Below are 12467 nucleotides of genomic sequence, written 5' to 3'. Positions count from 1 at the left end.
CGGGCCGGCTAAGTCACAGTCGATTCGCAGAGGAACGAGACCCATGGCCGACGTAGACACCCCACAGATCAGGACCGACATCCCGCATTCGGCGCGGATCTGGAACTACTGGATGGGAGGCAAAGACCACTATGACATCGACAAGATCGCCGGTGACGCGGGCTTGGCCGTCGACCCGGACATCTCGACCATGGCGGTGCAGTCGCGGCAGTTCCTGATCCGGGCGGTCCGGTTCCTGGCCCGCGAGCGCGGCATCCGGCAGTTCCTCGACATCGGCACCGGCCTGCCGACCATGCAGAACACCCACGAGGTCGCCCAGGGCGTCACCCCCGACGCCCGCGTGGTGTACGTCGACAACGATCCGCTGGTGCTCACCCACGCGCGGGCGCTGCTCACCAGCACCACCCCCGAGGGTGTCACCACCTACATCGACGCCGACTTCCACGAGCCCGAGAAGATCGTCGCCGACGCCCGCAATGTGCTGAACTTCAACGAGCCCATCGCGGTGATGTTCATGGGCGTGCTCGGCCACGCCAAGACCTACGAGGACCTGCTCCGCATCGTCGGCACCGTGCTGGCGGCGGTCCCGTCGGGCAGCTACCTCATCATGTGGGACGGCACCGACGACAGCCAGGCCTACGTGACGCTGTGCGAGAACTACACCGGCACCGGCGGCACCCCCTACATTCCGCGCACGCAGGCCCAGATCCAGGCGGTGTTCGACGGCCTCGAGTTCGTGGAGCCCGGCTTCACCTCGATCACCCAGTGGCGGCCCGAGAATGCCCAGGTGGGCGAAGTCCAGCCGATCTCCGCGTACGGCGGGGTCGCCCGCAAACCCTGACCCGGTCCACGACAGCGGGCCCGCACCGGTACACGGTGCGGGCCCGCTGTCGTGTCAGTAGGCGAACAGCAAAATCTCCTCGCGGGTGTAGTCGTGGTCGGGATGGTTCGCTACCAGGTGCGCGTTCGCGTGCTCGACCAGGTCGTCCTCGTCGGCACCGACGATGAGGTCTCCACAGGGGCATCGCAGTCTGGTCTTCATGGCATTTCCTCTCGCGGGCAACGGTTCCGGCCGATGCGCCCTTGCTCACCGGCGGACGGTGAAATACAGTCTAGACACCTGTCCAGACAGTTAGGGAGACACGGTGCCGAGCAATTTACGTCCCGAGGACGGCTGCACGCTGCTGATCGACGGAAAACTGAGCCGGGGATCGGGCGGAGTGTTCGCGACCGGCAACCCCGCCACCGGCGAGCGCCTCGGCTGGGCGGCCGATGCCACGACCGAGGACATGCGCGCGGCCGTCACCGCGGCCCGCACCGCCTTCGACACCACCGGATGGTCGACCGATCCGGCGTTCCGGGCGCGCTGCCTGCGCCAATTGCGCGAGGCCATGCGCGAGCACATCGAGGAACTGCGCGAGATCACCATCGAGGAGGCGGGCGCACCCCGGATGCTCACGGCAGGACCTCATCTGGAAGGGCCGGTGAACGATCTCGGCTACTTCGCGGACCTCGCCGAATCCTATTCCTGGCGCACCGAGATGCCGATCGCCGAACCGATGGGTATGCGTACCCGCAGGGAACTGCGGCGCGAGGCGGTGGGCGTCGTCGGGGCGATCACGCCGTGGAACTTCCCCCATCAGATCAACCTGGCCAAGATCGGGCCCGCGCTCGCGGCGGGCAATACCGTGGTGCTCAAACCCGCACCCGATACCCCGTGGTGCGGTGCGGCACTGGGGATTCTGGCCGCCGAGCACACCGATATCCCCGCGGGTGTGTTCAATGTGGTGACCGGCTCCGATCACCGGCTCGGCGCGCAGCTCGCCGAGGATCCCGACGTGGATCTGGTGTCGTTCACCGGTTCCACCCGCACCGGGAAGTCGGTGATGGCCGCGGCGGCGGCCACGGTGAAGAAGGTGTTCCTCGAGCTCGGCGGCAAGTCCGCGTTCGTCGTCCTCGACGACGCCGATATCGCGGCGGCCTGCGCGATGGCCGCCTTCTCGGTGTGTGTGCACGCCGGTCAGGGTTGCGCGCTGTCCACCCGGTTGCTGGTACCGCGCAGCGCTTATGAGGCGGCTCTCGAAGCAACAGCCAAGACCATGGCCGGCATCCGCGCGGGCGACCCGGACGACCGGCGCACCGTGTGCGGTCCGCTCATCTCCGAGCGACAGCGCGAACGCGTGGAGGGCTACATCTCGCTGGCTCGCACCGAAGGCGGCGAGGTGGTCGTGGGCGGCGGTCGTCCGGCCGGCCGCGACGCGGGCTACTTCGTCGAGCCGACCCTGATCGCCGGGCTGACGAACGAGTCCCGGGTGGCCAGGGAGGAAATCTTCGGGCCTGTGCTGGTGATCCTGCCGCACGACGGCGACGCCGACGCCATCCGCATCGCCAACGACTCCCCCTACGGCCTGTCGGGCTCGGTGTGGGGCACCGATCCCGCCCGCGTCGACAAGGTCGTCTCCGCCATCCGCACCGGGACCCTCGGTGTGAACGGCGGCACCTGGTACTCGGTCGACGCGCCCTTCGGCGGCTACAAGCAGTCCGGCATCGGACGCGAGATGGGCGTCGCCGGTTTCGAGGAATACCTCGAAACCAAACTCGTGGCCTACCCGGCCTGAAGGAGAACAGACATGACACGTTTCACCGACCGGACCGCGATCGTCACCGGCGCGGCACAGGGTATCGGCGCGGCCTACGCCAAGGCGCTCGCCGCCGAGGGCGCCCGAGTGGTGGTGGCCGACATCAATGCCGAGGCGGGCGAATCGGTCGCCAAGGAGATCACCGCGGCCGGCGGTGTCGCCGCTTTCCGGGAGGTCGATGTCGCCGACCCGGATTCCGCGGCCGCGCTCGCCGCGTTCACCGTCGAGAAGTTCGGTGGCATCGACCATCTGGTGAACAACGCGGCCATCTACGGGACCATGAAGCTGAACCTGCTGCTCACGGTGCCGTGGGACTACTACAAGCACTTCATGAGCGTGAACTTCGACGGCGCGCTGAACGTGACCCGCGCGGTCTGGCCGACGATGCGCGCCAGTGGCGGGTCCATCGTGAACCAGTCCTCCACCGCCGCGTGGACCTATTCGAGCTTCTACGGGCTGGCCAAGGTCGGCGTGAACGGCCTCACCCAGCAGCTGGCACACGAGCTCGGCAGCTCCGGCATCCGGATCAATGCCATCGCCCCGGGCCCCATCGATACCGAGGCGACCAAGACGATCACGCCGTCGGTCATCGTCGACGACATGGTGAAGCGGTTGCCGCTCAAGCGGATGGGCACACCGCAGGATCTCGTCGGCGCCTGCCTGTATCTGCTCTCCGACGACGCCGCCTGGGTGACCGGGCAGATCTTCAATGTCGACGGCGGTCAGGTGATCCGCTCATGACCACCGACAACGCGCCACGTCTCGGCTACATCGGGCTGGGCAACATGGGTGCGCCCATGGCGCGCAGGCTCGTCGACTGGCCGGGCGGCCTGGTGGTGTGCGACGCGCGGGCCGATGCCACCGAGAAGTTCGCCGCCGCGGGTGTCGCGGTGGCGGCGACACCGGCCGAGGTCGCTGCCCGCGCGGCGGTGATCTCGGTGACCGTCCTCGACGACGCCCAGGTCCGCGATGTGCTGACCGGTCCGCAGGGAATTCTGTCGACGGCCGCCGCGGGCACGGTGGTCGCCGTGCATTCGACCATCGCCGACAGCACGGCGATCGAATTGGCCGAGGAATGCGCGCGCCACGAGGTCGAGCTGGTCGACGCACCCGTCAGCGGTGGTGCGCCCGGCGCGAAACAGGGGCGCCTCGCGGTCATGATCGGCGGCAGCGAGACCGCGTTCGAGGCGGTGCGGTCCCCGTTCGCCCGCTTCGCCGATCTCGTGGTGCACGCGGGCCCGGTGGGTGCGGGTACCCGGATGAAGCTCGCCCGCAATCTGGTGCACTTCGTCGCCTTCGCCGCCGCCGCCGAGGCCTCGCGCCTGGCCGAGTCGGCCGGGCTCGACATCCGCCGCCTCGGTGAGGTGGTGCGCCACTCCGACGCCGTCACCGGCGGACCGGGTGCCATCCTGTGGCGCGAGTCCACCGCCCGCCTCGCCGAGGGCGATCCGTGGCTGCCGATCATGTCGCACGTACGCGACCTGGGCGAGAAGGATCTGGCGCTGGCCCTGGACCTCGGCGCCCGGCTCGGCGTCGAATTACCGCTCGCCCGAATGGGTTTCGAGCATCTCGCCGAAGGTCTCGGCCTTCGGGTCCCCACATCCGACAGGAGCAGCACATGACCGACGACGCCCGCGCCCGCGGCCTGGCCCGCATGAAAGAGGTCTACGGCTGGCAACCGCCGGAGATCGACGGCGCGTTCTTCGCCACCACCGTCGATCACCTCTTCGCCGAGATCTGGTCGCGCCCCGGACTCACCGACCGCGACCGCCGGCTGCTGCTGCTCGGCGCGCTCGCCGCCCAGGGCCGCATGGAAACCGCCGAAATCCAGATCCACGCCGCCCTGCACAACAAAGAGCTCACCGAGGAACAGCTCCGCGAAATCGCCCTGTTCCTGTGCCACTATGTCGGCTGGCCCAACGGAACCCGGCTCGATACCGCGATCAGCACCGTTTCCGAACGGGCACGCGGGGGCGGCGAACCGCGCATGCGCAGGCCCAAATAGGTATCCCATGCACCTGCGACTAATATGGAATTGTGTCCGAAAACCATTCTGATCCCGCGATTCTCGAGGCCACGCGCAGGCGCCTGACCGAGAAACAGGCCGATACGGTCGACCGGCTCACCCGCGCCGCCGTCGACGTCATCACCGAGCAGGGTTATTCCGGACTCACCGTGCGCCAGGTGGCCGCCGCCGCGGGGGTGGGAACCGCGACCGCCTACACCTATTTCTCGTCGAAGGAACACCTCGTCGCCGAGGTGTTCTGGCGTCGCCTGCTGCAGACGCCGCAGCTCGAACACGACGACGACAAGTCGGCGGCCGAGCGGGTCGTCGAGACGCTGCGGCAGGTGTCGCTGATGGTCGGCGGGGAGAACGAGCTGGCGGGTGCCGTGACCAGCGCCCTGCTCGGCCAGGACCCCGACGTGTCGCATCTGCGGGTGCGGATCGGCCTGGAGATCCGGCAGCGGATCGCGCGGGCGCTGGGTCCCGACCACGATCCGGATGTGCTCGAGGCGTTCGAATTGCTCTACGCGGGCGCGCTGGTGCGTGCCGGGATGGGATACGGGACCTACGACGAAATGGCGGACCGGATCGAGAAATCGGTCTACCTGATCCTGAAATAGTCTCCGCGACAACAGAAGCCGTCATCCGGTAACCGGGTGGCGGCTTTTTCGCGCATTGCGCCACGCCCGAGAACTGTAGTACCGTCTGGACACGTGTCTATATGACCCAGAGATTGAAAGGTCTTCGATGACGCTTCTGAAACCGCGACGGGTCTCCGGCGGCGAACACGAGCACGGTCACCTCGAGGAACTGCGTTCCGACCCGATCGCCCTCATGCGCCGGGTGCGCGAGGAATGTGGCGACGTGGGCGTTTTCGAGTTGGCCGGGCGCGACGTGGTGTTGCTCTCGGGCGCCGAGGCCAATGAATTCTTCTTCCGCGCCGGCGACGAGGACCTCGACCAGGAGGCCGCGTATCCCTTCATGAAGCCGATCTTCGGCGAGGGCGTCGTCTTCGACGCCAGCCCGGAGCGGCGCAAGGAGATGCTGCACAATCAGGCGTTGCGCGCCGACTACATGCGCGGCCATGCGGCGACGATTTCGCACGAAGTGGACCGGATGATCGCGGACTGGGGCGATTCCGGCGAAATAGATCTGCTCGGCTTCTTCGCCGAGCTCACCATCTACACCTCCTCGGCCTGCCTCATCGGCACCAAATTCCGCAATGAACTCGACAGCCGTTTCGCCGAGCTCTATCACGATCTCGAGCGCGGCACCGACGCACTGGCCTACGTCGATCCGTATATGCCGATCGAGAGCTTCCGTAAACGCGACGAATCGCGGCGCCGACTCGTCGAATTGGTCGGCGAGATCATGGACCGCCGCATCGCCGCGCCTCCCCAGGGCAAGGAGGAACGCGATCTGCTCGACGTGCTGGTGTCGGTGCGCGACGAACAGGGCGCACCGCGCTTCTCGGCGTCGGTGGTCACCGGCATCTTCATCTCGATGATGTTCGCCGGTCACCACACCACCTCGGGGACCTCGGCGTGGACGATGATCGAACTGCTGCGCCACCCCGACACGCTCGCCGATGTGGTCGGGGAGCTCGACAGCCTCTTCACCGACGACACCGAGGTGAGTTTCCGTGCGCTGCGCCGGATTCCGCGGTTGGAAGCGGCGTTGAAGGAGACGCTGCGGCTCCATCCACCGCTCATCATCCTGATGCGGGTGGCCAGGGACGAGTTCGAGGTGTGTGGGCACCGCATCGCGCCGGGCGACCTGGTGGCGGCCACCCCGGCGGTGTCCAACCGGCTGCCCGAATGCTTCCCCGATCCCGACGCCTTCGATCCCGGCCGCTATATCGACCCCGAACAGGCCGATATCGTCAACCGCTGGACCTGGATCCCGTTCGGCGCGGGCAGGCATCGCTGCGTCGGTGCCGCGTTCGCCCTCATGCAGATGAAGGCGATCTTCTCGATCCTGTTGCGCGACTGGGAGTTCGAGATGGCGCAGCCGTCGGACAGCTATCGCAACGATCACTCCAAGATGGTCGTGCAGCTGCAGCAGCCGTGCCGGGTGCGCTACCGCAGGCGCCGCTGACGTCACACGCGAAAGCCGCCCCGGAAGGTTCGGGGCGGCTTTCGACGTCTGGCGAGTCAGCGCAGCGGCGACTCGGGCTGCACCTCGCTGACGATCACATGGGCACCGCGCGGCGTGGACACCACCGCGGTGACGGCGTCGGCCAGGTCGGCGGCGCGCAACATGTAGGGGTGGCGTGCGAAGCCCCAGCGTGCCCAGTCCTTCAGCAGCGGCTCGATGTCCTCGACGGTCGCGTCGGTGCCCATCTCGGTAGCGGTGGGACCGGGGCGGACCAGCGACACGCGAACGCCGGTGCCCTCCAGCTCCATCCGCATCTGAGTGGCCAGGGTCTCGATGCCCGCCTTGGCGGCGCTGTAGGCGCCGGTGCGCGGACGTGGCGTCACCGAGCAGTCCGAGCCGATGAGCACCACGTCGCCGCGGCGCCGCTCGATCATGCCTGGCACGAGCAGGCGCAGCAGGCGCTGCGGGCCCGCCAGGTGCAGGTCGAGCTGGCGGACGAAGTCGGCCGAGGACAGCTCGTGCACGCACCCGAATTTCACCACCCCGGCGGCCGAAACCAGGATCTCGATGTCGCCGAGTTCGCGCTGCGCGGCGGCGACGAACTCCTCCACCGAGTCGTTGTCGGTGACATCGAGCCGGTGGGCGAACGCGGTGCCACCCTTCTCCCGGATGGCCGCCGCGACGGCCTCGCACTCGGCCTCGCGCCGGGCACCGAGCGCGACCGGATGACCCAGTTCGGCAAGGGCTTTCGCGGTGGCGGCGCCGATGCCGGACGAGCCGCCGGTGACCAGGGCGGGGCGCGCCGGCGGGTGGGGTTCGAATCGTGGCATGGTCACACCTTCCTTTCGTCCAGACGAGCCTGGACACCTGTCTGGACATTACTACGGATCGGTCCCGGCGACCGGCGATCCGCCTCACTCGTAGGCGACCTGCCAGTGCTTGATCCCGTTGACGAAGCTCGACCGCAGCCTGGTCGGCTCGGCCACCTGCCGTAGGCGCGGCATGGCGTCGGCAATGGCCCCGAAGATCAGCTCCAGTTGCAGTCGCGCCAGATTCGCGCCTACGCAGTAGTGCGGGCCTGTACCACCGAAACCCAGGTGCGGGTTGGGGTCTCGCAGAATGTCGAAGGTGAAGGGGTTGCCGAAGGCCGATTCGTCGAAATTGGCCGAGCTGTAGAACATCGCGACCCGCTGCCCCGCGCGGATCGGCTGACCGCTCAGTTCGGTGTCCTCGGTGGCCGTGCGCTGGAACGCGATCACCGGAGTCGCCCAGCGGACGATCTCGTCGGCGGCGGTGCGTGGGCGCTGCGCGCGGAAGAGTTCCCACTGCTCCGGATGATCCACGAAGGCCTTCATGCCGTGAGTGGTGGCATTACGGGTGGTCTCGTTGCCCGCGACGGTCAGCAGGATCATGAAGAAGCCGAATTCGTCGGGTGTCAGTGAGCCGCCGTCGATATCGGCGGTGACCAGTTTCGACACCAGGTCGTCGGCGGGGTCGAGGCGTCGCGATTCGGCCAGCTGCCAGGCGTAGCCGAGCAGATCCGCGGTGGCGCCGATGGGGTCGCCGTATTCGGGGTCGTCGAAATTGAGCATCTGGTTGGACCAGTCGAACAGGCGCAGCCGATCCGGTTGCGGGATGCCGAACAGTTCGGCGATGGCCTGCAGCGGCAGCTCGCGCGCCACCTGGTGGACGAAGTCGCCGCCGCCGGTCGCACGGGCGGCGTGCACGATGGCCTCGGCGCGTTCGGCCAGCGCGGCGCGCAGCGCCTCGACCGCGCGTGGGGTGAATCCGCGCGAGATGATGCGGCGCACGGCCGAGTGCTTGGGCGGATCCATGTTGAGGAGCATGGATTTCGTCGCTTCGAAGGTGTCGGCGGTGACGGTGCCGGGGAAGCGGATCACCGAACCCTTGGTGCTCGCGGAGAACAGGGTGGGGTTGCGCGAGATCGTTCGCACGTCCTCGTGACGGCTCACGACCCAGAATCCGCCGTCGTCGTGGGGCACGCACATGTCGTCGGACTGCGCGTTCCACCACACCGGGGCGGCCTCGCGCAACATCGCGAATTCCTCGACGGGCGTGCGCTGTGCCCAGAGTCCCGGGTCGGAGAAGTCGAGGCCGGCGGGCAGGGTGAGTGGGGGCATCGGGATCTCCTCACATCCGCGTCGCGACGCCGCGCGCCCACCGGTAGTCGGCCTTGCCGGTGGGCGAGCGCAGGATTTCGCGACAGCGCAGAATGGCTTTCGGCAGTTTGTAGCGGGCGATGTGCTTGGCGCATTCATCGAGCAGCTCGGCATCGGTGACGGTCTCGTCGCCCATCTGCACTAGGGCGACGACCTCGCTACCCCACCGCTGTGACGGTCTGCCGACCACGACCACGTCGAGCACGCTCGCGTGGGCGGCGACGGCGCGCTCGACCTCTTCGACGAAGATCTTCTCGCCGCCGGAGTTGATCGTCAGGTTGTCGCGGCCGAGCAGTTCGATCCGGCCGTCGCCCAGCACCTTCGCGCGATCACCCGCGATGGACCAGCGCACACCGTCGACGACCGGAAAGGTGCGCCGTGTCTTCTCCTCGTCGCCCAGATAGCCCAGCGGGATGCGGCCCTTGCGCGCCAGCCAGCCCGAGGCGCCCGGTTCGTCGAGCAGCCGGGTGAGGTCCTCGTCGATCACGGCGGTGTCGGTGTCGGCGGGGACGAAGCTGCTCGCTGTGGTTCGGGCGTCGGCGTCGTAGACCTGGGTCATCTGGATGCCGGACTCCGAGGAGCCCACCGAGTCGACGACGAGTACGGGTTTGCCGAAGGCCGCGATCAATCGCTGTCGCACGGCCGGGGTGAGCGGGGCGCCTGCGTTGTGCACGGCGGCCAGCGACGGCAGGTCGTAGTAGCGCCGCTCGAGTTCGGCGACGATCGGTCGCGCCATGGCGTCACCGACGAGTGGAAGGGCGATCACGTTCTCCCTGGCCACGGCCTCGAGGACCGAGGTGGCGTCGAAGCGGTCGACGACGGTGGGCAGCACCAGGGTTCCGCCGTTGGTGACGCACTGGAACAGCAACCACTGGGCGGCGCCGTGCATGAACGGGGCGGCGACGACCAAGCGGTAGGCGCCGCCGGTGACCGTGGCCGAATCGGCCAGTTCCGCATAGGAATCCAGTCGCACGCCGGTGCCGAAGCGGGTGCCGCCCATGGCGGCGAGGTAGATGTCGTCCTGACGCCACAGCACACCCTTGGGCATCCCGGTGGTGCCGCCGGTGTAGAGCAGGTACAGATCGTCGCCGTCGGGTTCCGGCAGCTCGCCCTCGGTGGTGGCGACGGTGGTCTCGTAGTCGATCGCGCCCGGCAACAGGTCGTTGCCACTGCTGTCGGCGACCTGGATCAGGAGCGGCGGGTCGGTCAGCGTGGGCAGTACCGCGGCCACCCGTGGGGCGAATTCGGCGTGGTACACCAGCACTCGTGCCCGGGCGTCGCGGAGCAGGTACAGCAATTCCTCTTCGACGTAGCGGTAGTTGATATTGAAAGGCACCGCGCGCGCCCGGTAGGCACCGATCAAGATCTCCGGGTACTCCGTGCCGTTGCGCAAATAGACGCCCAAATGGTCCTGCCCGGACAAATGCCGGGCGGTCCGCTCGACCTCGGCACCGATCCCCCGCGCGGCCAGGAATTTCGCGAATCCCGTTACCCTGCAGTCGGTTTCGGCATAGGACACCCGGCGGTCACCGTGCACGAGGAATTCGCGCTCCGGAATCGCCGCCGCCACGGTCGCGAATACGTTCGACAAACTGAAACCAACCATGCAGTGCCTCGCAACTCGATACCGGTTCGCTATTTCTGAATTTCTGTCCAGACAGGTGTCCATGATACGGAGAATCGCTCTCGTTCGGAGCGATTCGCGATTACGACCTTCCGCCGAAGCTGGGTGTAGTACCGTCCAGACTGGTGTCCAGGCAATTGAACGGGCATTCGAACACCGAGGGGGTGTGCATTGTTCGGGCGGACCACATCGCGAGCCGGGCACGGCCATTCCACCGACGCCGAGCCACTCGCGCAGCCACGCACCGCGGGCGCGGTGCTGCGCCGCAACTTCGCCGACACCGTGCTGTCGGCGCTGGCCACCTTCGGCCGCGCCCTGCGCATGGGCACCTCGGCCGTGCGGATCGGCGCGAACGACGCCGTGCGCCTGCGATTTCCGGTGCACGAGGCCTTGGAACAGGCCTGGTTCCTGGTGAAGGTGACCGCGATTCCGGCCGTGCTGATGGCCGTGCCGTTCGGGGTGATCCTGTCCACCCAGGTCGGCAATATCGTCTCCCAGCTGGGCGCCGACTCGATGATCGGCGCCGCGGGCGGGCTGGGGGTGATCAAACAGGGCGCGCCGATGGCCGCGGGCATTCTGCTCGGCGGGGCGGGCGCCGCCGCGATCGCCGCCGACCTCGGTGCGCGCACCGTGCGCGAGGAAGTCGACGCCATGCGCGTGATGGGCGTGGATCCGGTGCAGCGCCTGGTCGTTCCGCGCATCGCCGCCATGATGCTGATCGCGCCGCTGCTCGACGTGCTCATCATCGTCGTCGGGATCGCCGCCGGATACGGCGTGGCGGTCACCGCCCTCGACGTCACGCCGGGCAGTTATTGGGACTCCTTCGGCGCGTTCACCACCTCGCTGGATGTGTGGGTGTCGCTGGTGAAGTCGCTGATGTTCGGGTTCCTCGTGGTGGTGATCGCCTGTCAGCGCGGGCTGGAGGCGCGGGGTGGACCACGCGGGGTGGCCGACGGTGTCAACGCGGCGGTGGTGATGTCGGTCGCGGCGATCACTGTGCTCAATACCGTTGTCACCCAGGTGATCACGGTGTTCGTTCCACTGCGGGCGGCCTGATGACCGCGAGCCCGTATCTGCCGTTCGGAGTGCGCTGGATCGGCCGGCTGCGCCGCCGCATCGGACCGGTGCGCCCCGTGGAGTCACTCGGGTTCGTGATCGGGTTCTGCTGGCAGGTGCTGTCGTCGGTGCCGTACACCCTCGCGCACTACCGGCGCCAGACACTCACCGCGATCACCGATATGACCTGGGGGCGCGGCTCGGTGATCGTCGGCGGCGGGGTGGTGCCGCTGATGTTGCTGATGGGTGCGGCGATGGGTGCCTCCATCGGCATCGAGGCCCATCACGCGCTGGACGCGCTGGCACTCGGGCAGCTCAGCGGGCTCATCTCCGCGTTCGGGGTGACTCGGGAGCTGGCACCGATCGCGGCCGGGGTGGGTTTCGCCGCACAGGCGGGCTGCCGGATGACGGCGGAGATCGGGTCGATGCGGATCTCGGAGGAGATCGACGCACTCGAATCCATGGGGATCCGGTCGGTGCCGTTCGTGGTCACCACCCGGGTGGTGGCCGGGATCGTCGCGGTGGCACCGGCTTTCGTGGTGGCGCTGATCCTGAGCTATCTGTCGTGTCAGCTGATCGTGACATCGATCCACGAGGTGCCGACCGGGACCTACGACCACTACTTCGACCAGTTCGTCCTCGGCTGGGATGTGTTCGCCGCGACCGTGAAGGTGGTGGTGTTCGCCGTCGCGGTGGTCCTGATCCATTGTTACCAGGGCTATTTCGCGGTCGGTGGACCCGAAGGTGTCGGGATCGGTTCGGGGCGCGCCATCCGCGCCAGCCTGGTGGCGATCATCGCGCTCGACATGGTGGCCACCGTCGTCCTGTGGGGCTGGCGCTCCCCGATCACGTTCACGGGGTGACGC

General features: G+C 67.9%; 13 protein-coding genes. 9 read left to right on the top strand and 4 right to left on the bottom strand.

The annotated features are described in order from the left end of the window. Positions 1 to 43: 43 nt before the first annotated feature. Complete coding sequence (locus NI2_RS06710; protein ID WP_067487515.1) at positions 44 to 841, top strand: SAM-dependent methyltransferase; 798 nt, start codon at positions 44 to 46, stop codon at positions 839 to 841. 54 nt (positions 842 to 895) lie between these two features. Here NI2_RS06710 and NI2_RS32825 read toward each other — a convergent pair whose 3' ends face one another. Then, complete coding sequence (locus tag NI2_RS32825) at positions 896 to 1042, bottom strand: DUF1059 domain-containing protein (protein WP_084476034.1); 147 nt, start codon at positions 1040 to 1042, stop codon at positions 896 to 898. Between the two features lie 103 nt (positions 1043 to 1145). Between NI2_RS32825 and NI2_RS06705 the strand changes: the two genes are divergently transcribed. From NI2_RS06705 to cyp51, 6 genes are all read left to right on the top strand, one after another. Then, positions 1146 to 2618, top strand: a complete 1473-nt coding sequence (locus tag NI2_RS06705; protein ID WP_067487513.1) for an aldehyde dehydrogenase — start codon at positions 1146 to 1148, stop codon at positions 2616 to 2618. Between the two features lie 12 nt (positions 2619 to 2630). Next, positions 2631 to 3380 carry an SDR family oxidoreductase gene (locus NI2_RS06700; protein ID WP_067487511.1) on the top strand — a complete coding sequence of 250 codons (750 nt, stop codon included), beginning with the start codon at positions 2631 to 2633 and terminating at the stop codon, positions 3378 to 3380. Then, positions 3377 to 4261: an NAD(P)-dependent oxidoreductase gene (locus NI2_RS06695; RefSeq protein WP_067487509.1), complete on the top strand. Its 885-nt coding sequence runs from the start codon at positions 3377 to 3379 to the stop codon at positions 4259 to 4261. The genes NI2_RS06700 and NI2_RS06695 overlap by 4 nt, the downstream gene beginning before the upstream one ends. Then, a complete protein-coding gene (locus NI2_RS06690) occupies positions 4258 to 4644 on the top strand; it encodes a carboxymuconolactone decarboxylase family protein (protein ID WP_067487507.1) in 387 nt (128 codons plus the stop codon). The genes NI2_RS06695 and NI2_RS06690 overlap by 4 nt, the downstream gene beginning before the upstream one ends. 32 nt (positions 4645 to 4676) lie before the next feature. Then, entirely contained in the window at positions 4677 to 5264 is a 588-nt protein-coding gene (locus NI2_RS06685; protein ID WP_067487504.1) for a TetR/AcrR family transcriptional regulator, read from the top strand. Positions 5265 to 5391: 127 nt separating this feature from the next. Next, on the top strand, positions 5392 to 6741 hold the full coding sequence (gene cyp51 / locus NI2_RS06680) for a lanosterol 14-alpha demethylase (protein ID WP_067487501.1): 1350 nt from the start codon (positions 5392 to 5394) through the stop codon (positions 6739 to 6741). 56 nt (positions 6742 to 6797) lie between these two features. Here the strand turns inward: cyp51 and NI2_RS06675 are convergent, their stop codons facing one another. The 3 genes from NI2_RS06675 to NI2_RS06665 form a co-directional block, all read right to left on the bottom strand. Continuing rightward, positions 6798 to 7571, bottom strand: coding sequence for an SDR family oxidoreductase (locus tag NI2_RS06675; RefSeq protein ID WP_067487837.1), 774 nt, complete (start codon positions 7569 to 7571; stop codon positions 6798 to 6800). An 84-nt stretch (positions 7572 to 7655) separates the two neighbouring features. Then, positions 7656 to 8882 carry a cytochrome P450 gene (locus NI2_RS06670; RefSeq protein ID WP_067487499.1) on the bottom strand — a complete coding sequence of 409 codons (1227 nt, stop codon included), beginning with the start codon at positions 8880 to 8882 and terminating at the stop codon, positions 7656 to 7658. A gap of 10 nt (positions 8883 to 8892) precedes the next feature. After that, entirely contained in the window at positions 8893 to 10527 is a 1635-nt protein-coding gene (locus tag NI2_RS06665; RefSeq protein WP_067487497.1) for an acyl-CoA synthetase, read from the bottom strand. A 189-nt stretch (positions 10528 to 10716) separates the two neighbouring features. Between NI2_RS06665 and NI2_RS06660 the strand changes: the two genes are divergently transcribed. Both NI2_RS06660 and NI2_RS06655 read left to right on the top strand, forming a co-directional pair. Next, a complete protein-coding gene (locus NI2_RS06660; protein WP_307656576.1) occupies positions 10717 to 11601 on the top strand; it encodes an MlaE family ABC transporter permease in 885 nt (294 codons plus the stop codon). Next, positions 11601 to 12464, top strand: coding sequence for an ABC transporter permease (locus NI2_RS06655; protein ID WP_067487495.1), 864 nt, complete (start codon positions 11601 to 11603; stop codon positions 12462 to 12464). The genes NI2_RS06660 and NI2_RS06655 overlap by 1 nt, the downstream gene beginning before the upstream one ends. Positions 12465 to 12467 lie beyond the last annotated feature (3 nt).

It is taken from the genome of Nocardia ignorata NBRC 108230 (assembly GCF_001612905.1).
GTDB classification, from domain to species: Bacteria; Actinomycetota; Actinomycetes; order Mycobacteriales; family Mycobacteriaceae; genus Nocardia; species Nocardia ignorata.
This window is presented reverse-complemented; position numbering and strand designations above follow the sequence as displayed.